We start from the raw sequence: 23387 nt of genomic DNA on the forward strand, positions 1-23387 counted from the left end.
GTGGCAGGCGGTGGGAGGCGGGCGGCGGGCGGCGGGCGGCAGTGGCAGGCGGCGGGCGGCGGGCGGCGGGCGGCAGGCGGCGGGCGGCGGGCGGCAACGGGAGGCGCCCGTACCGGGGAACCACCCGTACGCCCCGCCCCCCGCGCGCGGTTCGGGCGCCGCCCGGAGGATGGGCCTCGTGTCCACACCCGCCCGGAGGACCGGCTGCCAGGCCGACGCCAGGACCGGGGCGCAGCGCGCGGCCGGGGCCGGGGGCAGGGCCCGGTTCGCGGTCGCGCTGCTCGCCGCGCTGGCGCTCGTCCTGGCGTCGGCGGGCTGCGACTCCGGCGGGCACCGCGACGCGGACGCGGGCACCGCCGCCACCCCGGCGGACCAGCGGCTGGACTGGAAGGCCTGTCCGGCGCCCAGCGCGGGGCAGGGCGGTGGCGAGGGGGCGGGCACGCCGCCGGGCCGCGACTGGGAGTGCGCCACGCTGCGCGCGCCGCTGGACTACGCGCGCCCCGGCGACGGGACGCTCGGCATCGCCATGATCCGGGCGCGGGCCACCGACCCGGCCCACCGCATCGGCTCGCTGGTCTTCAACTTCGGTGGCCCCGGCGGCTCCGGGGTGACCACGCTGCCGGCCTTCGCCGACGACTACCGCACCCTGCGCACCCGTTACGACCTGGTGAGCTTCGACCCGCGCGGGGTGGGCCGCAGCGGCGGGGTGACGTGCCTGGGTGACAAGGAGCTGGACGCGTACTACGCCGCGGACGCCACCCCGGCGACCGACGCGGAGGCGAAGGCCCTGGTGGAGCGGACCGAGCGGTACGCGGCGGGCTGCCGTGAGCACTCCGGCAAGGTCCTGCCCCACGTGGGCACGGCGAACGCCGCCCGGGACATGGACCTGATACGGCAGGTCCTGGGCGACGAGAAGCTCCACTACTTCGGCGTCTCGTACGGCACGGAGCTGGGCGGCGTCTACGCCCATCTGTTCCCCGGCCGGGTGGGCCGGGCGCTGTTCGACGCGGTGGTGGACCCGGCGAGCGACCCGGTGCAGAGCGCCCTCGCGCAGGCCGCCGGGTTCCAGCTGGCGCTCGGCGACTACATGACGGCGTGCGTACGGACGTCCGACAACTGCCCGACGGAGCGGCAGATCACGGCCCTGCTGGCCCGGCTGGACAAGGAGCCGGTCCCGGGGACCGGCGGGCGGGAGCTGACGCAGTCGCTGGCGACGGGCGGCATCGCCCAGGCCCTGTACTCGAAGGACTTCTGGGACTACCTCACCGAGGGCGTGGAGGACGCGGAGAACGGCGACGGGAAGATCCTGCTGGCGCTCGGCGACGCGATGAACGGCCGTGGCCAGGACGGCCGGTACAGCACCCTCCAGGCGTCCCTGGCGGCGATCACCTGCGCGGACTTCGCGCAGCGCTACACGGCCCGGGAGGTCCAGCGGTGGCTGCCGGAATTCCGTAAGGCGTCCCCGGTGTTCGGCGACTTCATGGCCTGGAGTCTGCTCCAGTGCACCGGTTGGCCGGTGAAGGGCGCGTGGCGGACGCCCGATGTGAGCGCGAAGGGGTCGGCACCCATCCTCGTGGTCGGCAACACCGGCGACCCGGCGACTCCTTACGAGGGAGCGCGCAGGATGGTCCAGGAGCTCGGTCCCGGGGTCGGGGTGGGGATGACGTACCGGGGCGAAGGCCATGGGGCGTACGACAGCGGCAATGCCTGCGTGAAGTCGGCAGTCGACGCATATCTCTTGGAAGGCACCGTTCCGGGACCCAATAAGGTGTGTTCATAGGTGTAGACACAGGTGTGGTCATAGGACCGATAGCACCCATGAGTCCATCACACCGGTACGACGTACGCCGCGCACCGCCCGCTCGAATGTCAGTCGCCCGCACTACGATCTCCCGCACAGAAGTTCCGCGGGGGACGCGTCCGGTGACCGCCGGGCGCGTGCGGCGGCGTGGGGAGGGAAGCGATGCCCCGGACCACCGGGCAGAGCGACGACGACGGCGACAGCGACGGCGACGGGAACGCCCGGCTGCTCACCGGCGCGCTGGCCGTCGCCGCCCTGCTGGCCGCCCTGGCGGCGCTCTGGCAGACGCAGTCGAGCCCCCTTCAGCCGCGGCCCGAGCGCAGCGAGCCGCCCGGCGCCACGGCGGCGACCTCGCGGGAGGCCACCGGCCCGGCCGGCGACACGCCCCGTCCGCCCGCCGCGAGCGCTCCCGCCCCGCCGACCCCTTCCGCCACGCCCACGGACGAGGCGTACGCCCCCGCGCTCCCTCTGACGGCGACCGTACGCCGGGGGTCGGGAGCACGCGGCGGGGGGATTCGTCCGTAGAGTCGGTGGAATGAGTCCCACACGGCCCCGGTCCCTGGCCCTCGCCTCCACCGCCCTGGCGGTCCTCCTCACCGCCACCGGATGCGGCGGCGGTGACGCGAGGACCGGCGCCGAGGGCAGCGGCACCCCGGACGACAAGGACCGCTCCCCCGCCGCCACGCTCCGCTGGGCGCGCTGCTCGGCGCCCACCGCCGCGCAGGGCGGCGGCAAGGCACCCGGCAAGGGCTGGGAGTGCGCCACCCTGCCCGTGCCGCTGGACTACGCGAAGCCGGACGGCGAGAAGATCTCCCTGGCCCTGATCCGGGCGAAGGCCACCGACACGAAGGGCCGCATCGGCTCGCTCGTCTTCAACTTCGGCGGCCCCGGCGGCTCCGGGGTGGCCACCCTGCCCGGCCTGGCCGACACCTACTCCGCGCTGGGCGGCCGCTTCGACCTGGTGAGCTTCGACCCGCGCGGGGTCGGTGAGAGCGCGGGCGTGCGCTGCCAGAGCGACAAGGAGCTGGACGAGGCGGCCCAGATCGACGCCACGCCCGACGACGACGCCGAGCTCCGCGCGGCCCTCGCCTCCAACAAGGCGTACACCGACGCCTGCGCGAAGAACTCCGGCAAGGTCCTGCCGCACGTGGACACCGAGAGCGCCGCCCGCGACATGGACCGGCTCCGGGCCGCGCTGGGCGAGGAGAAGCTGCACTACTTCGGCATCTCCTATGGCACCGAACTGGGCGGCGTCTACGCCCACCTGTTCCCCGGGCGGGTCGGGCGCACCGTCCTGGACGCGGTCGTGGACCCCACGCAGGACCCGGTGCAGGGCAATCTGGGCCAGGCCAAGGGCTTCCAGCTCGCCCTGGACGACTATCTGAAGGACTGCGGCGCGCGGGGCGGGCCGGGGGACGACCGCTGCCCCTCCCGGGACGAGATCCTCACGCTGCTGAAGGGGCTCGACGCCAAGCCGCTGCCCACCGCCGAGGGCCGGAAGCTGACCCAGGACGAGGCGGTCAACGGCATCGCGGCCGCCCTCTACTCCAAGGAGACCTGGAAGTACCTGACGGCCGGCCTGCGGGAGGCCGTCGACCGGCGCACGGGCAACACGCTGCTGCTGCTCTTCGACTCGCTCAGCGGCCGCTCCCCCGACGGCCGGTACAGCAACCTCCAGGCCGCCAACCGGGCCATCTCGTGCGCCGACGCCGAGCAGCGCTACACCGTGGACGACGTCCGGCGGCGGCTGCCGGAGTTCCGGGCGGCCTCCCCCGTCTTCGGCGAGTCCGCCGCGTGGTCACTGCTGTCGTGCACGGACTGGCCGGTCAAGGGCCGGTGGACGACGCCCCAGGTGAGCGCGCGGGACGCGGCCCCGATCGTGGTGGTCGGCAATACGGGCGACCCGGCGACGCCGGTGGCCGGCGCCGACCGGATGGCCCGGGAGCTCGGCTCCGGCGTGGGTGTCCGGCTGACGGTCCGGGGCGAGGGCCACGGCACGTACGGGGTGAACGCGTGCGCGACGAAGGCCGTGAACGCGCGCTTCCTGGAGGACAGGGTCCCCCGGGACGGCACGACCTGCTCCTGAGACGCGCCGGCGCCCCCACCCGGGCACGGGCGGGGGCGCCGAGGAGCGCGTACGGTCAGTAGACCGGCTTCTGCGGCTCGATCTGGTGGACCCAGCCGATCACGCCGCCGCCCACGTGCACCGCGTCGGAGAAGCCGGCCGACTTCAGCACGGCCAGCACCTCCGCCGAGCGGACGCCCGTCTTGCAGTGGAGGACGATCCGCTTGTCCTGCGGGAGCCCCTGGAGGGCGGTGCCCATGAGGAACTCGTTCTTGGGGATCAGCCGGGCGCCCGGGATCGAGACGATCTCGTACTCGTTGGGCTCGCGGACGTCGATGATGTCGATGTTCTCGCCGTCGTCGATCCACTCCTTGAGCTGCTTGGGAGTGATCGTGGAGCCGGCCGCCGCCTCCTGGGCCTCCTCGGAGACGACGCCGCAGAATGCCTCGTAGTCGATGAGCTCGGTGACGGTGGGGTTCTCGCCGCAGACCGCGCAGCCGGGGTCCTTGCGGACCTTGACCTGACGGTAGGTCATCTCCAGGGCGTCGTAGATCATCAGCCGGCCGACCAGCGGGTCGCCGATGCCTGCCAGCAGCTTGATGGCCTCGTTGACCTGGATCGAGCCGATCGAGGCGCACAGCACGCCCAGGACGCCGCCCTCGGCGCACGAGGGGACCATGCCGGGCGGCGGGGGCTCGGGGTACAGGCAGCGGTAGCAGGGGCCGTGCTCGCTCCAGAAGACGGACGCCTGGCCGTCGAAGCGGTAGATCGAGCCCCAGACGTACGGCTTGCCGAGCAGCACGCAGGCGTCGTTGACCAGGTAGCGGGTGGCGAAGTTGTCCGTCCCGTCCACGATCAGGTCGTACTGGGCGAAGATCTCCATGACGTTGTCGGCTTCCAGCCGGCCCTCGTGGAGAACGACGTTCACGTACGGGTTGATGCCGAGCACGGTGTCACGGGCGGACGCGGCCTTCGACCGGCCGATGTCGGACTGGCTGTGGATGATCTGCCGCTGGAGGTTCGACTCGTCGACCTCGTCGAACTCCACGATGCCGAGGGTCCCCACACCGGCCGCGGCGAGGTACATCAGGGCGGGCGAACCCAGGCCGCCCGCGCCCACGCAGAGCACCTTGGCGTTCTTCAGCCGCTTCTGCCCGTCCATCCCCACGTCCGGGATGATCAGGTGGCGGGAGTACCTGCGAACCTCGTCGACGGTGAGCTCGGATGCCGGCTCGACCAGGGGTGGCAGCGACACGGGGACTCCGTAGGTCGGTATGTCAGTACGGTCGTTTCCCCCGTAACACTGCCACGCCCCGTCTCATTCCGAGACACCCGGTCCGATGCGCGAGATGATCTCGTCCCAGTAGCCGGGCAGGGACTCCCAGGGATCGAGCTGGTCGTGGTCGGTGCGGTCGGTGAAGTAGATCGTCCCGGCGCCCTGCCAGCGGGCGATGCGCAGCGCCTCGTCCAGGTGGGAGCGCGGCACGCCGTGGACCAGGTGGCAGAAGCGCTCGGGCGGGTGCTCGGCGGTCCACTCGGCGGCCTGGGACCAGCGGTAGCGCGACCAGGGGCCGGAGAAGGTCACCAGCTGGTCGGCGAGGGCGGCGTAGCCGGGCGCGGGCGGCCCGCCGTGCACGAGCACGATGCGGGCCCGGGTCAGGAGGGTGCGCAGGGCGCCGATCACGCGCCGGACCTCCGGGAGGGAGGCGGCGTCGGACGGGCAGCGGCCGAGGGCGAAGCCGTCGACGCGGTACCAGTTGAGGTAGCGCTGCGCGTCGGAGACCAGTTCGCCGAAGGGCCGGGAGCCGAAGCCGGCGTCCAGGTGGCCGAGGACGCGGACGCCGGCGGTGCGCAGGGGGACGACGGCGGAGAGCCAGTACGGGTCCTGGCGGCTGCCCGGGCCGCCGGTGATCCCGCCGGACTCGCGCAGCGAGCTGCCGCCGAGGACCACCCAGTCCAGCGGCAGGCCGGCGCGCTGGAGGCCGCCCCACTCGACGGGGGCGACCAGGGGGTGGGCGAAGCCGGGGACGGCGAGCCGGAGGGGGGCCTTGCGGGCGGACAGGGCCCGTCGGTGGCCCGGGGAGATCAGATACGACACGCGGCCTCCATCCAGATGTCGGCGAGGGACTCCTCCAGGCCGATGCGGGGCCGCCAGCCGAGCCGGTCGCGGGCGGTGCGCACGTCGGCCTGCTGCCAGCTGCCGCAGCCGTCGGGGTAGGGGTAGGCGGGCGGGGAGCCCAGGTGGGGGTCGTCGAGCTCGTGGAGGGCTCCGCCGAAGCCGGCGACGCGGGCCAGCAGGGTCGCGGCGTCGCGGAGCCGGACGGCCCGGCCGGTGCCGATGTTGACGGCGCCCTGCGCCGCGGACAGGGAGGCGGCGTGGACGGCGCGGGCGATGTCGCGGACGTCGACGAAGTCGCGCTGGACGCCGAGCCCGGTGAGCTTGAGTTCGTTGTCGCCGCTCTGCATGGCCCGGCGCATGGCCTCGGCGAGCCGGCCCAGCGGGGAGCCGGCCGGGGTGCCGGGGCCGACCGGGGAGAAGACGCGCAGCACGATGGCGTCGAGGCCGGAGCCGAGCACGAGCTCGGTGGCGGCGAGCTTGCTGACGCCGTACGGGCCGCCGGGGCGGGGCACCGCGTCCTCGGCGGTGGAGGAGCCGGGCTGGGAGGGGCCGTACTCGGAGGAGCAGCCGACCTGGACCAGGCGGGCCCCGCAGCCGCTGCGGCGCAGGGACTCGCAGACGGTGGCGACGGCCACGGTGTTGTGGCGGGTCAGGTCGCGGGCGCCGCCGCGGGTGGCGCCGGCGCAGTTGATGACGACGCCGGGGTGGACGGCGTTGAGGAAGCGGGTGAGCGCGCCGGGGCTGCCGGTGGCCAGGTCGAAGCGGACGTCCGCGTCGTCGCCGCGGCCGAGCGCGGTGAGCTGGACGGCGGGGTCGGCGAGCAGCCGGTCGGCCACGAAGCGGCCCAGGTAGCCGTTGGCGCCGAGCAGCAGGACCCTCATCGGTCGTGCCCTCGCTCTCGCCCGGTGGTGCTGCGGGGGTGAACGGTCATCTTCCTTGGTCTCCTCATGACGGGGTGGCGGGAGTGAGCACGTGCGGGTGGTCCCCGCGTCCGTGGACCGAGGCCCGGGACAGGGCGGGGAAGGCGTGGGCCAGCAGGGCGAGGGCGGGCAGGGCGCAGGCGACCAGGGATATGGCGGTGGGCCCGTAGGTGTCGGCGGCCCAGCCGACGGGCCGGCGCAGGGCCTCGCAGCCGGGCAGCCGGGCGGCGAGCAGGGTGGCGAGGGCCGCCGCCTCGGCGACGGCGGCGGCGAGGGCGGCGGCCCGGGCGGGGCGGGCGAGGCCGTGCGCGGCGAGCAGCCGGGCGAGGAAGAAGAGGGCGCCGAGCGCGGCGACGGCGGTGTAGGCGAGGAGCGGCGGGGTGGGGTCGGCGGGCCCCGCGGGCAGGGCGGTGCGGGCGGGCCAGAGGAAGGCGAGCAGGGCGCCGGTGAAGAGGACGACGGCGGCGAGCAGGGCGGGCCGTACCCTCCTGCCGAACTCGGCCAGTCCCCGGCTGGCGGCGAGGACCCGGCGGGCCCGGCCGGCGAACCAGTGGGCACACCAGGCGGCGGGGGCGACCGCGCAGGCCAGGGCGAGCGCGGTGGGCGCTGCGGCGGCCAGCGCCGCGGGGGCCGGGGCGTGGCCGGGCAGGCCGCGGCGGCCGTGCAGCAGCAGGACGACCAGGCAGTCGCCGACGAGGCCGTAGGCGGCGAGCCAGAGCCAGGCGAGCGCGCCGGTGGTGCCCCAGCCGGCGCGCAGCACGGCGCAGGACGCGTCGCCGGACGGGGACGCGTCCGCATGGGCGTGCGGGCCACCCGGCGGGGTCTCCTCCTCGCGTTCGGCGCGGGCGTGGAGTTCCTCGGCGAGGGAGAAGACGTCGCGGTGCCGGCAGGCGGCGGCCTCCCGGTCGCCGACGCCGTGGGCCTCGAGTCCGGCGGCGATCCCCAGGGGGTCGACGGCGCCGGCGCACAGGGCGTGGTGACGGCGCAGGAGCGCCTTGACGGGGTCGGCGGGCGGCCTCTCCCCGGTGCCGGGGCCGGCCTCCGGTGGGGCGCCGGCCGTCTCCTCGGCTATGCCGAGGGGGTGGGGCGCGGCGTCCTCGTGCCGCAGCGGTGTGGTCATGGGCGGCCCGCCCAGGTGGGCGAGGCGGAGCGGGGGGAGACGGTGAGCGGGGTGCGGGAGCCGGCGGCGTGGGAGAAGGGGACGGCCGGGTCCGGGGCCGCGTGCTGGACGGGGGTGCGGGAGAGGACTTCGAGGTAGAGGGCGCCGAAGGCGGAGACGTTCTGCTCGACGGTGAAGAGTTCGAGGGCGCGGGCGCGGGCGGCGGCGCCGAGCCGGGTGCGGCGTCCGGGGTCGCGGAGCAGGGCGAGGCAGGCCTCGGCGAGGGCCCGGGCGTCCTCCGGGGGGACGAGGAGGCCGGTGCCGCCGATGACCTCGCGGACGGCGCCGGTGTCCGGGGAGACGGTGGCGCGGCCGCAGAACATGGCCTCGGCGAGGGCGACGGGGAAGCCGTCGGCGGTGCCGGCGAGGACGACGACGTCGCCGGCGGCGTAGTCCTCGGGGCCGGCGGCGGGGCCGTAGGTGACGCCGTCGGGGACGGTGCCGGTCTCCGGCGGGGCGCCGACGACGCGGAGCCGTACGCCGGGTTCGGCGACGCGCAGGGTGGCGAGGGCCTCCCAGAGGCGGGGTTCGGTCGCGCCGCCGGCCCAGACCAGGGCGGGTCCGCCGGCGGGCGCGTCGGGGCCGAGGTCGCCCTCGCCGACGGCCTCGTAGAGGCTGGCGTCCAGGCCGGGGGGGACGGTGCGCAGCCGGGCGCGGTCGGCACCGCAGCGCTCCTGCCAGCGGCGGGCCCGGCCGTGGCCGGCGGTGACGAGGGCGGCCTCGGCGTAGACCTGCGCGGCGAGGAGGCGGTGGAAGGCCGCGAGGAGGGTACGGACGGACGGGGAGTGGTCGCCCGGGTCGGCGAGGTGGTGGGCCCGGAGGTGGACCTCGTACTCGGTGACGAGCAGGGGGGTACCGAAGAAGCGTTTGGCCAGGAGTCCCGGGAGGGCGGCGGGGCCGGCGGAGGTGGCGTGGCAGAGGTCGACGGCGGCGAGGCCGCGGTCGCCGTCGGCGCTGCCGTACCAGTCGAGCGAGAGCGGGCGCAGGGCCCGTTCCAGGAAGCCGGAGACGACGAGGAGGTCGGTGACCTTGGTGCCGTAGGCGGCGGGGTGGGCGCCGGGGGCGCGGCAGGCGGTCTCCAGGGCGCGCAGGGCGAGTTCGGAGCGGAGGGCCGCGGCGAGGCCGCCCTCGTCGCGGGCGAGGTCGGCGAGTCCGTGAAGGCCGTCGGCGAAACGGTACGCCTGATCGCCGGGGAGGGTGATGGCGGCGGCGAGGTCCCCGAAGTGCGCGGCGAACCGGCGGCGCTGCTCACGGCCGTACGGGCCGCAGGCGCTGCCGGCGGTGCCGGGCGCGGGGCCGCCCCACAGCGGGGCCGCCCGGACGCGCCGGACGTTGCCGGGCAGCGCGTGCCAACCGCTGTCCTCCTGGCGGGCGCTGCGGCTCAGGGCGTAGAGCTCGAAGTCGTGCTGGCCGAGTCCGCGCACCAGCCGGTCGCACCACTCCCCGCCCTCGCCGGCGGCGTACGGATACCCGCCCTCGGAAAGCAGTCCCACACGCACGAACGCACCCCCGTTCTCCCTTGTCGGCAGCCGCCGTTGCGGCAGCGGGGAGCACGCTATGCGCGCTTCCCGGTGGCGCGGCGGACGGTTGTCCGTCGCGCCACCGGAAGGGGTGAACAGGAGTGACTTTCCCGCAGATGGGCCGTTGTCTCGCGCTATGCAGCGGCTTCCGCCGGTTCGATCCTCGGGACGGCCGCGAGCAGGCCGCGGGTGTAGGCGTGCCGGGGGTTCTCGTAGACCTCGTCGGCCGGGCCCTCCTCGACGATCCGGCCGCCGCGCATCACCACGAGCCGGTCGCTGACCTGGCGGACGACGGCGAGGTCGTGGGCGATGAAGACCAGGGCCAGGCCGAGGTCGCGCTGGAGCTCGCCCAGCAGGCCGACGACCTGGGCCTGGGTGGTGACGTCGAGCGCGGAGACGGGCTCGTCGCAGACCACGACGCGCGGCTCGGGGGCCAGCGCGCGGGCGATGCCGACGCGCTGGCGCTGGCCACCGCTGAACTCGTGGGGGTAGCGGTGGTAGGCCGCGGCGTCGAGGCCCACGCGCTCCAGGAGCTCGCGCACCCGGGCGGTGATCCGGGCCTCGTCGAGCTTCCCGGCGGCCCGCAGCGGGTCGGCGATGGACTCGCCGACGCTGCGCCGGGGGTTGAGCGAGGAGACGGGGTCCTGGAAGACCATCTGGAGCTCGCTGCGGAAGGGGCGCAGGTCGCGCTCGCTCGCGCGGCCGATGTCGCGGCCGAGGTAGCGCAGTTCGCCGGCGGTGGGTTCGAGGAGGCGGACCAGCATCCGGCCGAGGGTGGTCTTGCCGCTGCCGGACTCGCCGACGACGCCGACGGTCTCGCCGGCCCGGACGGTCAGCGACACGTCGCCCACGGCGTCGACGGCGCGGGCGCCGCGGCCGAAGCGCCGGGTGAGGCCGGTGGCCTCCAGCAGCACGGGGCGCTCGCCGGCCGGCGCCGCCGGGGCCTCGCGGCGGACCTCGACGCGGGGGACGGCGGCGAGCAGGGCGCGGGTGTAGGGCTCGCGCGGGGTGCCGAGCACACGGGGCGGCGGGCCGTGCTCGACGGCCCGGCCGTCCTTCATCACCAGCAGGTCGTCGACGCTGCCGGAGGCGACGCCGAGGTCGTGGGTGACGAGGATCAGGCCCATGCCGGTCTCCTCGCGCAGCTCGCGCAGGAGGCCGAGGATCTGCTCCTGGACGGTGACGTCGAGCGCCGTGGTGGGTTCGTCGGCGACGAGCAGCCGGGGGTCGCAGGCCAGGGCCATGGCGATGAGGGCGCGCTGGCGCATGCCGCCGCTGAACTCGTGCGGCCGGAAGCGGGCGCGGCGGGCGGCGTCGGGGATGCCCACCCGGTCGAGGACCTCGGTGGCGCGGGCGCGGGCGGCCCGGCGGGAGGCGTCCGGGTGGTGGACGCGGTGGACCTCGGCGATCTGGTCGCCGACGGCCTGGTAGGGGTCGAGGGAGGAGAGCGGGTCCTGGAAGACCATGGCCGCCACGCCGCCGCGCAGCCGGCGCAGGGCCGCGTCGTCGGCGGCCTCCACGTCGTGGCCGGCGACGGTGACCGAGCCGGTGACCCGGGCGCCGGTGCCGCGGTGCAGGCCGAGCAGGGCGTAGGCGGCGGTGGACTTGCCGGAGCCGGACTCGCCGACGATGCCGAGGGCCGCGCCGGGGGCGAGCTCGAAGGAGAGCCCGTCCACCGCGCGGACGGGACCGGCGGCGGTGCCGGGGCGGGCGGGGAAGGAGACGGTCAGGCCGGAGACGGCCACCAGGGGCTCGGTCATCAGGGGCGCGGTCATCGCAGGGCCACCCTTCGGTCCGCGGCGGCGTAGAGCACGTCCGCCACGATGTTGGCGACGACGACGGCGGTGCCGGTGATCATCACGACGGCGACGACCACGGGGAGGTCGAGGCTCGTGGTGGCGTGCACCAGCAGCTGCCCGATCCCGGGCAGGCCGAACATCATCTCGGTGAGGACCGCGCCGCCGAACATCGACCCGAAGTCGGCCGCCGACAGCGCGATGACGGGCGCGACGGCGCCGCGCAGGGCGTGCCGGCCGAGGAGGGAGCGCTCGCCCACGCCGTACGCGCGGAAGGTGCGGATGTGGTCCTCGGCCAGCGTCTCCAGCAGGGAGCCGCGGATGAGGCGGGCGTACTTCGCCGACTCCAGCAGCCCGAGCGCGGCCCAGGGCAGCAGCATGTTCCAGGCCCACTGCTCGGGGTCGTCGGTGAGCGGCACATAGGAGGGGAACGGCAGCCAGGCGAGGTAGGCGCAGAACACCATCAGCAGGACGAGGCCGCTGATGAAGACGGGGGTGGCGGTGCCGGCGAGGGTGAACCAGGTGAGCACCCGCTCGGTGACGCCGCCGCGGCGCGCGGCGGACAGCAGCCCGGTGGCCGTGCCCAGCAGCAGGCTGACGACCATGGCGCCGACCGCGAGCGAGGCGGTGGCGGGCAGCCGCTCGACGAGCATGTCGGTGACCTGCTGGTTGTTCTGGTACGACAGGCCGAAGCAGGGGGCGTCGCAGTGCAGCACGCCGGCGCCGGTGGAGTAGTCGTGGCCGGTGACCAGGCTCTGCAGGAAGTGCCAGTACTGGGTGTACACCGGGTCGTTCAGGGAGAGCTGGTCGCGGACCTGGGCGATCTGCTCGGGGTTGCAGCGCGGGCCGCAGGCCAGCCGGGCGGGGTCGCCGGGGGCGATGTAGAAGGTCGCGTAGACGACGGCGGACAGGACGAGGACGACGGCGAGCGCGCCGGCGGCGCGTCGCAGGAGGTATCCGGTCATGCGGCGTCCTCCGCGCTCTTGCCGCGCGCCGTGCGCCGGGGGCGGCCGACGCCCAGCCGGGAGGCCTGGCGCGGGTCGAGCGCCGCGCGCACCCCGTCGCCGAGGACGGTGAAGGAGAGGGTGGTGACGAAGAGCATGAGCGCCGGCAGCACCACGTACACGGGGTCGGCGCGGAACCAGGTGGTGGCCGACGAGAGCATGTGGCCCCAGGAGGGGGTGGGGGGCTTCACGCCGACTCCCAGGAAGGACATGCTCGCCTCGAGCACGATGTTGGTGGGCAGCAGGACCGCCGCGTAGGTGATGACGGGGGCGGCCAGGGAGGGCAGCAGCTCGCGCCGGGCGATCCGCCGGGTGGAGGCTCCGGTGAGCCGGGCGGCGGCGACGAAGTCGAGCTTGGCCAGGCCCAGGGTCTGGGCGCGGACGAGCCGGGCCATGCCGCCGAACTGCAGCAGTCCGATGGCGATGACGAGCAGCACCGGGCGCGGGAAGTCGGCGGGGACGACGGCCATCAGGGCGATGGCGAAGACCAGCAGCGGCATGGCGACCATGACGTCGGTGAGGTGCGTCAGGACGCTCTCGACGAGACGGTTGCCGAGCGCGGCGGCCAGGCCCACGGCGACGCCGACGAGCACCTGGACGAGGGTGGCGCCGAGGGCGACGAGCAGCGAGACGCGGGCCCCGTAGAGGAGGCGGGCGAACAGGTCGCGGCCGGTGCCGGGTTCGACGCCCAGCCAGTGGTCGGCGCTGATGCCGCCGAGGTCGCCGAAGGGCACGCCGCCGCGCGCCGAGTCGACGAGGGCGTCGTGGTACGTGGTGGGGTCCTGGCCCTCCAGCGCGGTCAGCAGCGGCGCGAGGAGGGCGAGCAGGACGAGCAGGCCCAGCACGGCGGCGGCGGCGAGCGCGGCCCTGCGGGCGCGCAGCCGCCGCCAGACCTGCCGGGCGCCGGAGGCGGGAGCGGCTCCCGCCTCCGGTTCCTGGGTGGCGATGGTGGTCGTCACTTGACCGCGACCTGCGAGATGTCGAGGACGCCGGTCCAGTCGCTGATGACGACGTTCTTGACGTCCTTGCCGAACAGCCGCTTGTAGACGGGGTGGAAGAGGGGAACGGTCAGGGCCTGCTCACCGATCTTCTTGTCGAGGGCACCCCAGCGCGCGGCGGCCGCGTCATGGTCGGTGATCTTGTTGATCTCGTCGATCTCGTCGTTGACCTTCGGGTCGTCGAGGCGCGCGGTGTTGAAGTTGGCGCCGTCCTTGACGATCTGACGGCCGTCGAAGACGGGAGCGAGGAACGGACCGCCGGAGGGCCAGTCGGCACCCCAGTGGGCGATGAAGAGGCCCGGCTGCTTCTCGAAGCTGTGGATCCTCTCGTCGTAGTCGTTGTCCTCCAGGCCCTCCAGCTTCACCGTGATCCCGGCCTCCTTGAGGGCGGCCTGGAGGGCGGTCGCGATCTCCGGGCTGGTCTCGAAGTTCTGGGCGGTGGAATGGGTGAGGGTGATCTCCAGGCCGTCCTCGTGGCCGGCCTCCTTCAGCAGCTCCTTGGCCTTGGCCGCGTCGCCCTTGGCGCCCGCCGGGAAGTGGTCGTAGGGCGTGTACCCGAGGGGCTTCTGGTTCGGCAGGAAGGTCGTCGCGGGCTCGGCGAGCGAGGAGCCGCCGGCGGCGTTGACGACGCTGGTGCGGTTGACGGCGTACGAGATCGCCTGGCGGACCTTCGGGTCGTCGAACGGCTTGACCGAGGGGTTGAACGCCAGGTAGCTGGTCTGGCCGAAGTGGCCGGTGCCGACCCGGTCGGCGAGCTTCTTGTCGCCGGTGACCTGCGCGAGCTCGGCGGGGCCCAGGTTGGTGTCGGTGGTGACGGCGGCCGCGTCGGCGCCGGAGCCGGTCGACAGGCGCTGGTTGATGACCGCGGAGGACAGGCCGGACCTCACCTCGATCCGGTCGGGGTAGGCGTGCCGCTCCTTGTCGGTCTCCTCGGACCAGTGGGGGTTGCGCTCCAGCGTCATCTGCTCGCCGTCGCCCACGTTCTTGACGACCTTGTACGGGCCGGACGAGACCGGGTGCTCGGCGTACCGGGCGCCGGTGTCCTTGGCCTTGGGCACGGGGGCGAACTGGGTGGAGGTGGCGAAATAGGGGAAGTCGCCCTCGGACTTCTTCAGCTTGAAGACGATGGTCTTCTCGTCGGGCGTCTCGATGGAGTCGAGACCCTTCTTCTCCTTGTACGGACCCTGGTAGGTGTCGCCGCCGATCAGCCAGTCGCGCAGGTAGGGGGCGCCGCCGGAGAGTTCGGCGGCGAAGGAGCGCTCGACGCCGTACTTGATGTCGGCGGCGGTGATGGGCGTGCCGTCCTCGTACTTCAGCCCGTCCTTGAGCTTGTACGTCCAGGTCTTGGCGTCGTCGCTGGGTGTGCCGGTGCCGGTGGCCAGGTCGGGGACGACCTTGGTGCCCTCGGCGCCGTTCTCACGGTGACGGGTGGTGAGGGTGCGGTAGACGAGCGAGGGGACGTTGCCGCCGCCGGAGGTGTAGAGGCGGGCGGGGTCGAACTGCTTCTGGGGCGCCCGGTTGAGGACCGTGAGCGTGCCGCCCTTGGCGGGCTTGCCGTCCGCGCCGCCGCCCCCGGCACCGCCGCTCTCCTTGGGACCGCACGCCGCCGCGCCGCCGGCCAGGACCACACTGACGGCGGCAGCGGCCACCCGACGGGATATGACGGACATTTGACGCATGACAGGAACAGCCTTTCGCGGAAGCGAGGGGGAGGGGGCGCGGAGCACCCGCGGAAAGGCGGCCGGAAGGAGCGTCGAGGGGACACGGCGTCGCGGACCGCCTTCCGGCGGGCGCGAGAGCGCGGAACACGCGGACGCGTGTGAAGGGGAACGCCGGAAGGGGAGTGCTTCTCAGCGACAGTGGATGTCGGCGACGGCGTGAGCGGCCACGCCGATCAGCGCCAGCTGGAAGCCGGCGTTCTCGGAGGCGTGGCGGTGCGACATGCGCAGAAGACTGAACGAATTTTCGGCACGTGGCAAAGATGTCTCACATCGAGAGACGAATCGTCTCACAAAACGAGATTGCTCCCCGGCCTACTCCCCCGGGTGGGGCCAGGGATTGGCCTTGCAGGTCTTGCCGTCCTCCGAGGTCAGGAACTTGGTCTGCTGCATCATCACGGGGGCCGGCGCGCCGTCCTTCGTGCAGGTCTCGTGGTCGTGGCCGAGCCGGTGGCCGACCTCGTGGTTGATGAGCATCTGCCGGTAGAGGTACATCTGCCCGCCGTAGGTCTGCGAGCCCTGCGCCCACCGGTAGGCGTTGATCATCACCCGGTCGGTCGCCGCCGAGTCGCAGGAGACGTTGTCCTCCGTGGTGTCGAGCCCCGACTTGGCGCACCAGGTGGCCGTGGTGCGCGGGCTGGCCAGGGTGACCACGAAGTCGGCCTTGCCGGAGGAGACACGTTCGAACGTACGGGTGCCGCCGTGGCCCCAGCTGCGGTCGTCGTTGAGGGTGCGGTGCACGGCGGTGGCGAAGAGGGCGCCGTCCAGCGGCAGCCCCTTCTCCACGTCAATGCGGTACCGCAGGACTTCACCCTTTCCAGGGGCCTTGTCGTTGCCCTCGATGGTCTGGAATTCACCCGAGGCCCCCGCCTTGGCGTCCAGCGGGTAGGCGTGCTCCATCCGCTGCTCGTACGTGGCGGGTGCCGCGGCACCGCCGTTGGGGGTGGGCCTGCTGTCGGAGCGGGAGGCGGCGTCCGGGCCCCGGCGCTTGCCGACGTCCAGGGAGCGGGCCTGCGCCGTGTCCTCGGTGGTGTCGTCCACCTGTGCCGCGACCGTGATCGCCAGCACGGCGGTCACCACGGCGGCGGCCACGCCCGTCACCGTCCGGGCGACGGTCCGGCCCTGCCCGCGCGGGGCGCCGGCGGCCCGGGGCGCGGCGGCGCGGCGGCGCGGGCGCTCGTCCGCCCGGTCCGGCGCGGCCCGCCGGGGGCGGGGGGTGGCGAGGCCGGGGCCGTAGCCGGTGGTGCGGCGGGTGGCGCCGGCCGGGGCCTGCGGGGCCTCGGCGCCCTGGGCGCGCTGGGCGCCGATGACGCCCCAGCCGGCGGCCGGCTCGCGTCCGGCGGCGTCCGGGCCCGGGCCGGTGCGCAGGCCGGCGCTGAAGCCCGCGTCGTAGTCGGGGCCGAAGCCCGCGTCGAACTCCGCGGCGAGCAGCTCGGCGTCGTCGCCCGAGACCGCTCCGCGCCTGCGCCCCGGGCCGGGTCCTGGCACCGGCGGCGGCGCGCCGGGGCCGGGGTCGGCCGGCGGCCGGTCGTCCGGGTCGCGGCGGCCGGGTTCCGCCGCGGAGCCCTGGCGGGGCCGGTCGGCGCGTGCGCTGTGTTTACCCACGGGGCGGGGCGCTCCGTTCAGATGTCGTGGCGGTGTCCGCGAGCAGGTCCCGGAAGGCGCGGGCCACCGCGTCCGGGTCCTCCATCATCGCGACATGACCCGCATCCAGGAGCGTCAGCAGCCGCGAGTCGCGGAACGCCTTGCTCGCGCGGCGGGCCATGCGGATGGAGACGAGTTGGTCGCGCACTCCGTACACCAGCAGGGTAGGGGCAAGGACCTTCTCCGCCTGACGCCACAGCGAATGCTGTCCGCCGAGCGTGTAGGAGTCGACGATGCCGCGGGCCGAACGGGCCATGACCTCCCAGAACCAGGGGAGCTCCAGCCGGCGCTCGTACTCGGTCACGGCCAGGGCGAATCCCTCGGGCGTCACCCGGGAGGGGTCGCCGTAGCAGAGGGAGAGCACCTCGCGGGTGCGCCGCTCGGGGCTCCAGTCCTTCGTCATCCGGGCGAAGAGCGAGACGACGCCGGGCACGGCGAGCAGCCCGGTGGGCACCGCGGACCGCTGGGGCCGCAGCTCGGGCAGGGCGGGCGAGACGAGCGTGAGGGTACGGACCAGGTCGGGCCGGACGGCGGCGACGCGGGTGGCGACGGCGCCGCCCATGGAGTTGCCGACGAGGTGGACGGGGCCGCGCGCGGAGGCGTCCAGGTGGCGGATGACGACGCGCGCGTACCCGGTGATGGAGTAGTCGCCGTCCCTCGGGGGCGGCGCGTCGCCGAAGCCGGGCAGGTCGAGGGCCTCGCCGTCGACGGTGTCCGCGAGCCGTTCCATCAGCGCGGACCAGTTCTGCGAGGAGCCGCCGAGTCCGTGGACGTAGAGCGCGGGCGGCAGGCCCGCACGGGCGGGCGGCCGGGAGCGCACGGTGATCGTCGCCCCGGGAAGGGCCACGGTGCGCACCTCCTCGCCCGGGCTGACCTGCGAGGACCGCGCGGGCGGCACCACCGGTACGGCACGGGAGTCCGGCGACTCGGTCGAAGACATGCGGGCAATGTTACGAGACGATCACGCCGGGACCCTTGTGGCGGCGGTCACAGATCGCCTGGCGGCGCGCGTCCGTGTCTCCTACGCTCGTACCAAGGAGTACGAGGGCGCTCATCCTGGATGCCGGAGGGAATCCCGCATGCCTGTCGACCCGACCGACCCGGACACCTTCGAGGACGAGGACGTCGCGGAAGCCGACGTGATCACCGCCGACCCCGAGACCCCGGAGGCGGACGCCGCGGAACAGCACACCGACCTGGCCCCGCAGCGCGACGAGGCGCCGACGGCCGGCGACCTGGACCTGGCCAACGAGGCGGACATCGCCGAGCAGGCCCGCGTGGTGGAGCTCGACGAGGACGACTACCGCTAGCCGCGAACCGGCCACTACGGACGGGGGCGAACGGGCGGCGTGTACCGCTTGTCGACTTTGTCGGCTTCCCACAGCGTCCGGTCCGTGAAATTCTCCGCTCCGACCACGCACGGCCCGGTTACCCAAAAGTACGATGGCGGGCGCGGTGCACACCGTGCTTGGAACGATCATGGGAGGCGGCGTGACAGCCATCGAGCAGACCGAGGCGCGCCCGCGAGGCACGCGCCTGCCGCGCCGAGCCCGACGCAACCAGCTGCTGGGCGCCGCGCAGGAGGTCTTCGTGGCGCAGGGCTACCACGCGGCGGCGATGGACGACATCGCCGAGCGCGCGGGGGTCAGCAAGCCGGTCCTCTACCAGCACTTCCCCGGCAAGCTGGATCTCTATCTGGCCCTGCTGGACCAGCACTGCGAGAACCTCCTCCAGGCGGTCCGCACGGCGCTGGCCTCCACCTCCGAGAACAAGCTGCGCGTGGCGGCCACGATGGACGCCTACTTCGCGTACGTCGAGGACGAGGGCGGCGCCTTCCGCCTGGTCTTCGAGTCCGACCTGACCAACGAGCCGGCCGTGCGCGAGCGCGTCGAGCGGGTGTCGCTGGAGTGCGCCGAGGCGATCAGCGACGTGGTCGCCGAGGACACCGGCCTGTCGAAGGACGAGGCCATGCTGCTGGCCGTGGGCCTCGGCGGGGTCTCGCAGGTCGTGGCCCGCTACTGGCTCTCCAGCGAGAGCACGGTCCCGCGCGAGACGGCGGTCCAGCTGCTGACCTCGCTGGCCTGGCGGGGCATCGCCGGCTTCCCCAAGGTGGCGCACGAGCAGCCCTGACCTCGCGTGTTCGCTGCGAGCGTGCGGACCGGGCCCGGCCGGGCGCCCGCACCGGGCTAATGTGGGGAATGTACGGCGCGGATCACCCGCGCACCCCTCCCCTGGGCTCAGCCAAGGGGGACCCCAACCTTCGGAGGGACAGGCCGTGGAGGTCAAGATCGGCGTGCAGCACGCGCCCCGCGAGATCGTTCTGGAGAGCGGGATGGCTGCCGAGGAGGTCGAGCGCTCGGTGTCCGAGGCGCTGGCGGGCAAGAACCCGCTGCTGACCCTGGTGGACGACCGCGGCCGCAAGGTCATCGTGCCGGCCGACCGCGTGGCGTACGTGGAGATCGGCGAGCCCACCGTCCGCAAGGTCGGCTTCGGCGCGATGTGACCCGCCGCCCGCGAACATGAGCGGACATGAGCGGATATGAACGGCGGGGCCCCGGTACGGAATTCACCGGGGCCCCGCCGTTGTTCGTACGCCACACCGGGCCCCCGGCACGAGGGTTGCCCGGGACGGTCCCGGGGTAGGACCGCTACGACCGATTTGCACCCGCTTCTCGGCCATCACACGGGAGGGAATGAGCATGATCCTCTGGGAAGCGCTCGGCTCGGTCCTGATCGGCCTCGCCGTCTCCTACGCGGCCCTGCGCTGGCTTCCCGCCCGCTTCGGGCAGTTCCGCTCCCGCACCCTCACGCTGTCCACCGGACCGGTCGCCGCGCTCTTCGGCGCCCTGCTCACCCACACCGTGCTGGGCCCGGGCCACACCCTGGCCACCCTCGGCGCGTCGCTGGGCGTGGCCGTCGCGCTGCTCTCCCTGCTGCTGCGCCCCGCGGGCCGGCCCCGCCGATCAGCCACGGCCTGACCGCGGGACCGGCGGGATCCGGTGGTTCGCGTTGTCCTTCGTGCCGTCCGTGCCGTCCGTGCCGCTGCCGCGACCCGCGTTACGCCGCCAGGCCCAGCGCCGCCATCCGCTTGGTGTGCGCCTCGGTGATCCGGGAGAACATCTTCCCGACCTCGGCCAGGTCGAAGCCGTCGGCCACGCCGCCCACCAGCATCGTCGACAGGGCGTCCCGGTCGGCGACCACGCGCTGCGCCTGCGAGAGCGCCTCGCCCATCAGCCGCCGCGCCCACAGGGCGAGCCGGCCGCCCACCCGGGGCTCGGCCTCGATCGCGGCGCGCACCTTCTCGACCGCGAACGTCGCGTGCCCGGTGTCGTCCAGCACGGCCAGCACCAGCGCACGGGTGTCGGAGTCCAGCCGGACCGCCACCTCGCGGTAGAAGTCACTGGCGATGGAGTCGCCCACATAGGCCTTGACCAGGCCCTCCAGCCAGTCCGACGGCGCGGTCTGGCGGTGGAACTCGTCCACGCCGGCCGCGAAGGGCTCCATGGCCCCCGTGGGCGGGACGTCGATGGCCTCCAGCCGGTCCCGCAGCCGCTGGAAGTGCTGGAACTCCGCCGCGGCCATCTTGGCGAGGGCGGCCTTGTCGTCCAGGGTGGGCGCCAGCTTGGCGTCCTCCGCCAGCCGCTCGAAGGCGGCCAGCTCGCCGTAGGCGAGGGCGCCGAGCAGGTCCACGACGGCAGCGCGGTACTGCGGGTCGGCGGAGGCCCGGGCCCAGTCCTGGGCGGCGATGCCGGTGGGCTCGGTGGGGTTCTCAGGCGTGTCGGGCGTCTGCATGCAGCGAACGATAGCCCGCCGCGAGTCCCCGCGAAGCCCCTGGTCAGACAGTTCATCCTGATCCGGACACGGCATCGTCCGGACACACATGCGCCTTTCCGGGGTACAGTGGTAATAGGCCAGTCGAGTATTCGACGGGCCGAACTCATGCTGAGTCTTCTGGGGGCGCGTCTCCGGAGCACCAGCGGATGCCCGGTCGGTGGCCCGATCGGCTTCCACAAAACCGACCGCCCTCCGCAGCGGTACGTACGAGACGTACGCACACCTGGAGGGATCCGCCAGCGGCACGTGTGCTCGAGCGAAGGCAGTGGTCCCGCGCCACCCGGCCCCCCAGGCCGGAATCATCACCGGCACGGTCAGTACATCGCAGTCGTACGACCCCCTTCGTGCGCCCCGCGCCGCGTCTCACAGAAGAGGCAAGATTCTGTCCACTTTCCGCGAACTCGGGATTCTGTCCGAAACCGCCGAGGCCCTCGAGGCCGTCGGCATCGTGAATCCGTTCCCCATTCAGGAGATGACGCTCCCGGTCGCCCTCTCCGGCTCCGACGTCATCGGCCAGGCCAAGACCGGCACCGGCAAGACCCTGGGCTTCGGCCTCCCCATCCTGGAGCGCGTCGTCGTCCCCGCCGACGTGGAGGCGGGCCGGGCCAAGCCCGAGCAGCTGACCGACGCCCCGCAGGCCCTGGTCGTCGTCCCCACCCGTGAGCTCTGCCAGCAGGTCACCAACGACCTGCTCACCGCCGGCAAGGTCCGCAACGTCCGCGTCCAGGCCATCTACGGCGGCCGCGCCTACGAGCCCCAGGTCGAGGCGCTCAAGAAGGGCGTCGACGTCGTCGTCGGCACGCCCGGCCGTCTGCTCGACCTGGCCGGCCAGAAGAAGCTCAGCCTGGCGCACGTCAAGGCCCTCGTCCTCGACGAGGCCGACGAGATGCTCGACCTGGGCTTCCTGCCCGACGTCGAGCGGATCATCACCATGCTGCCGGTCAGGCGGCAGACCATGCTCTTCTCGGCCACCATGCCGGGCGCGGTCATCTCGCTCGCGCGGCGCTACATGTCCCAGCCCACCCACATCCGCGCCACCTCGCCGGACGACGAGGGCCAGACGCACGCCAACATCGCGCAGCACGTCTTCCGCGCCCACAACATGGACAAGCCGGAGATGGTCGCCCGCATCCTCCAGGCCGAGGGCCGCAACCGCGCGATGATCTTCTGCCGTACCAAGCGGACGGCCGCCGACATCGCCGAGCAGCTCACCCGCCGCGGCTTCGCCTCCGGCGCGGTCCACGGCGACCTCGGCCAGGGCGCCCGCGAGCAGGCGCTGCGCGCCTTCCGCAACGGCAAGGTCGACGTCCTGGTCTGCACCGACGTCGCCGCGCGCGGCATCGACGTCGACGACGTCACCCACGTGATCAACTACCAGGCGCCCGAGGACGAGAAGACCTACCTTCACCGCATCGGCCGCACCGGCCGCGCGGGCAAGTCGGGTACGGCCGTCACGCTGGTCGACTGGGACGACATCCCGCGCTGGAAGCTCATCAACAAGGCGCTGGACCTGCCGTTCGACGAGCCGGAGGAGACGTACTCCACGTCCCCGCACCTCTACGAGGCGCTGAGCATCCCCGCCGGCACGAAGGGCATCCTGCCCCGCTCCGAGCGCACCCTCGCCGGCCTCGCGGCCGAGGAGATCGAGGACCTCGGCGAGCCGGGCGGCCGCGGTCGCCGCGACCGTGACCGTGACCGCGGTCGCGGCCCGAAGGCGGAGGAGCGCCCGGAGCGCACCCGTACGCCGCGCCAGCGCCGCCGCACCCGCGGTGGGTCCCCGCTCGGCGACCAGGCCGCCGCGGCGACGGCCCCGGCCGCACCCGTGGCCGAGCCCACGGCCGCGAACCCGTCCGGCGCCCCGGCCACCCCGTCCCGCCCGCGCCGCCGCCGTCGCACCCGCGGTGGTGCCGGCGCCGCCCCGGTCGCCGCCGTCGGCGCGCCGGTCACGCCCGTGGTGACGGAGGCCCCGGCCCCCGCGCCCGTCGTGGAGGTCCCGGCCCCCGCCCAGGCCGTCGAGCCTGAGGCCGCCCCGGCCCGCCCGAAGCGCACCCGCACGCGGGCCGCGCGGAAGCCGGTCGAGGCCGCCGCGGTCGTGGAGGCCGTGGAGGTCGCCGAGGCCGCCGAGGTCGTGGCAGCGGTGGAGACCGTCGCGGAGAAGCCGAAGCGGACGCGTCGCCCGGCCGCGAAGAAGGCCGAGGCCGTGGTCGACACGGTCGAGGCCGTCGAGACCGCCGAGGTCGTCGAGAAGCCCAAGCGGACCCGTGCGGCGAAGAAGGCCGTCGCGGCCGTCGAGACGGTCGAGGCCGCCGAGGCCGCCGAGGCCGTGCCCGAGAAGCCGAAGCGCACCCGCACCGCCGCCAAGAAGGCCGTCGCCGCGGTCGAGACGGTGGAGGCCGCCGAGGTCGTCGAGAAGCCGAAGCGGACCCGTACCGCCGCCAAGAAGGCCGTCGCGGCCGTCGAGACGGTCGAGGCCGCCGAGGCCGTCGCCGAGAAGCCGAAGCGCACCCGTGCCGCCGCCAAGAAGGCCGAGGCCGTGGTCGACACGGTCGAGGCCACCGAGGCCAAGCCCAAGCGCACCCGCACGGTGAAGAAGGCCGAGGCCGCCCCGGCCGCCGACGCCACCGAGGCCGTCGCCGTGGCCGAGAAGCCGAAGCGCACCCGCACCGCCAAGAAGGCCGTCGCGGCCGTCGAGACGGTCGAGGCCGCCGAGGTCGTCGCCGAGAAGCCGAAGCGCACCCGTGCCGCCGCCAAGAAGGCCGAGGCCGTGGTCGACACGGTCGAGGCCACCGAGGCCAAGCCCAAGCGCACC

Annotated in this window: 21 protein-coding genes; 8 read left to right on the forward strand and 13 right to left on the reverse strand. The window is 74.2% G+C overall.

Going from position 1 to position 23387, the window contains the following annotated elements:
• Positions 1-169 precede the first annotated feature (169 nt).
• The 3 genes from AC07BS_RS29755 (at position 170) to AC07BS_RS29765 (ending at position 3887) form a co-directional block, all read left to right on the forward strand.
• Positions 170-1780 (forward strand): alpha/beta hydrolase, encoded by a 1611-nt coding sequence (locus AC07BS_RS29755; protein WP_478935074.1) that lies wholly within the window; start codon positions 170-172, stop codon positions 1778-1780.
• A gap of 183 nt (positions 1781-1963) precedes the next feature.
• On the forward strand, positions 1964-2326 hold the full coding sequence (locus tag AC07BS_RS29760) for a hypothetical protein (RefSeq protein WP_478642764.1): 363 nt from the start codon (positions 1964-1966) through the stop codon (positions 2324-2326).
• Positions 2327-2336: 10 nt separating this feature from the next.
• Positions 2337-3887: an alpha/beta hydrolase gene (locus tag AC07BS_RS29765; RefSeq protein ID WP_478935075.1), complete on the forward strand. Its 1551-nt coding sequence runs from the start codon at positions 2337-2339 to the stop codon at positions 3885-3887.
• Between the two features lie 55 nt (positions 3888-3942).
• On the opposite strand, the gene moeZ is transcribed toward AC07BS_RS29765, so the two are convergent.
• From moeZ to AC07BS_RS29825, 12 genes are all read right to left on the reverse strand, one after another.
• Complete coding sequence (gene moeZ / locus AC07BS_RS29770) at positions 3943-5121, reverse strand: adenylyltransferase/sulfurtransferase MoeZ (protein WP_478642769.1); 1179 nt, start codon at positions 5119-5121, stop codon at positions 3943-3945.
• 63 nt (positions 5122-5184) lie between these two features.
• A complete protein-coding gene (locus AC07BS_RS29775) occupies positions 5185-5955 on the reverse strand; it encodes a spherulation-specific family 4 protein (RefSeq protein WP_478643230.1) in 771 nt (256 codons plus the stop codon).
• The gene (locus tag AC07BS_RS29780; protein ID WP_478642770.1) at positions 5952-6866 is read right to left on the reverse strand and encodes an NAD-dependent epimerase/dehydratase family protein; all 915 of its coding nucleotides are present in this window, start codon (positions 6864-6866) and stop codon (positions 5952-5954) included. The genes AC07BS_RS29775 and AC07BS_RS29780 overlap by 4 nt, the downstream gene beginning before the upstream one ends.
• Before the next feature lie 64 nt (positions 6867-6930).
• On the reverse strand, positions 6931-8025 hold the full coding sequence (locus tag AC07BS_RS29785; RefSeq protein ID WP_478642772.1) for a hypothetical protein: 1095 nt from the start codon (positions 8023-8025) through the stop codon (positions 6931-6933).
• Positions 8022-9563 carry a DUF3492 domain-containing protein gene (locus AC07BS_RS29790; RefSeq protein WP_478642774.1) on the reverse strand — a complete coding sequence of 514 codons (1542 nt, stop codon included), beginning with the start codon at positions 9561-9563 and terminating at the stop codon, positions 8022-8024. Before AC07BS_RS29790 ends, AC07BS_RS29785 begins: the two co-directional genes overlap by 4 nt.
• A 155-nt stretch (positions 9564-9718) precedes the next feature.
• Complete coding sequence (locus AC07BS_RS29795; protein WP_478935083.1) at positions 9719-11344, reverse strand: dipeptide ABC transporter ATP-binding protein; 1626 nt, start codon at positions 11342-11344, stop codon at positions 9719-9721.
• 11 nt (positions 11345-11355) lie between these two features.
• Positions 11356-12345: an ABC transporter permease gene (locus AC07BS_RS29800; RefSeq protein ID WP_478642776.1), complete on the reverse strand. Its 990-nt coding sequence runs from the start codon at positions 12343-12345 to the stop codon at positions 11356-11358.
• Positions 12342-13343 carry an ABC transporter permease gene (locus tag AC07BS_RS29805; protein WP_478642778.1) on the reverse strand — a complete coding sequence of 334 codons (1002 nt, stop codon included), beginning with the start codon at positions 13341-13343 and terminating at the stop codon, positions 12342-12344. Before AC07BS_RS29805 ends, AC07BS_RS29800 begins: the two co-directional genes overlap by 4 nt.
• Positions 13340-15061 carry an ABC transporter substrate-binding protein gene (locus AC07BS_RS29810; RefSeq protein ID WP_478642781.1) on the reverse strand — a complete coding sequence of 574 codons (1722 nt, stop codon included), beginning with the start codon at positions 15059-15061 and terminating at the stop codon, positions 13340-13342. The genes AC07BS_RS29805 and AC07BS_RS29810 overlap by 4 nt, the downstream gene beginning before the upstream one ends.
• A 171-nt stretch (positions 15062-15232) precedes the next feature.
• A complete protein-coding gene (locus tag AC07BS_RS29815; RefSeq protein WP_342749518.1) occupies positions 15233-15325 on the reverse strand; it encodes an Ms4533A family Cys-rich leader peptide in 93 nt (30 codons plus the stop codon).
• A gap of 90 nt (positions 15326-15415) precedes the next feature.
• Entirely contained in the window at positions 15416-16705 is a 1290-nt protein-coding gene (locus AC07BS_RS29820; RefSeq protein WP_478935076.1) for a DUF3152 domain-containing protein, read from the reverse strand.
• Positions 16698-17684 (reverse strand): alpha/beta fold hydrolase, encoded by a 987-nt coding sequence (locus AC07BS_RS29825; protein WP_478935077.1) that lies wholly within the window; start codon positions 17682-17684, stop codon positions 16698-16700. Before AC07BS_RS29825 ends, AC07BS_RS29820 begins: the two co-directional genes overlap by 8 nt.
• A 139-nt stretch (positions 17685-17823) precedes the next feature.
• On the opposite strand from AC07BS_RS29825, the gene AC07BS_RS29830 reads away from it, so the two are divergent.
• The 4 genes from AC07BS_RS29830 (at position 17824) to AC07BS_RS29845 (ending at position 19722) form a co-directional block, all read left to right on the forward strand.
• Positions 17824-18054: a hypothetical protein gene (locus AC07BS_RS29830; RefSeq protein ID WP_478642790.1), complete on the forward strand. Its 231-nt coding sequence runs from the start codon at positions 17824-17826 to the stop codon at positions 18052-18054.
• A 181-nt stretch (positions 18055-18235) separates the two neighbouring features.
• Positions 18236-18874, forward strand: coding sequence for a TetR/AcrR family transcriptional regulator (locus AC07BS_RS29835; RefSeq protein ID WP_478642792.1), 639 nt, complete (start codon positions 18236-18238; stop codon positions 18872-18874).
• A 145-nt stretch (positions 18875-19019) separates the two neighbouring features.
• Complete coding sequence (locus tag AC07BS_RS29840) at positions 19020-19247, forward strand: DUF3107 domain-containing protein (RefSeq protein WP_478642794.1); 228 nt, start codon at positions 19020-19022, stop codon at positions 19245-19247.
• A 196-nt stretch (positions 19248-19443) separates the two neighbouring features.
• Positions 19444-19722 (forward strand): hypothetical protein, encoded by a 279-nt coding sequence (locus tag AC07BS_RS29845; RefSeq protein WP_478642797.1) that lies wholly within the window; start codon positions 19444-19446, stop codon positions 19720-19722.
• A 79-nt stretch (positions 19723-19801) separates the two neighbouring features.
• Here AC07BS_RS29845 and AC07BS_RS29850 read toward each other — a convergent pair whose 3' ends face one another.
• Positions 19802-20536 (reverse strand): ferritin-like fold-containing protein, encoded by a 735-nt coding sequence (locus AC07BS_RS29850; protein ID WP_478642800.1) that lies wholly within the window; start codon positions 20534-20536, stop codon positions 19802-19804.
• 514 nt (positions 20537-21050) lie between these two features.
• Between AC07BS_RS29850 and AC07BS_RS29855 the strand changes: the two genes are divergently transcribed.
• Positions 21051-23387 (forward strand): DEAD/DEAH box helicase (locus AC07BS_RS29855; protein WP_478642801.1); only part of this gene is annotated, 2337 nt, incomplete at its 3' end.

The organism is Streptomyces sp. NPDC044063 (genome assembly GCF_056434285.1).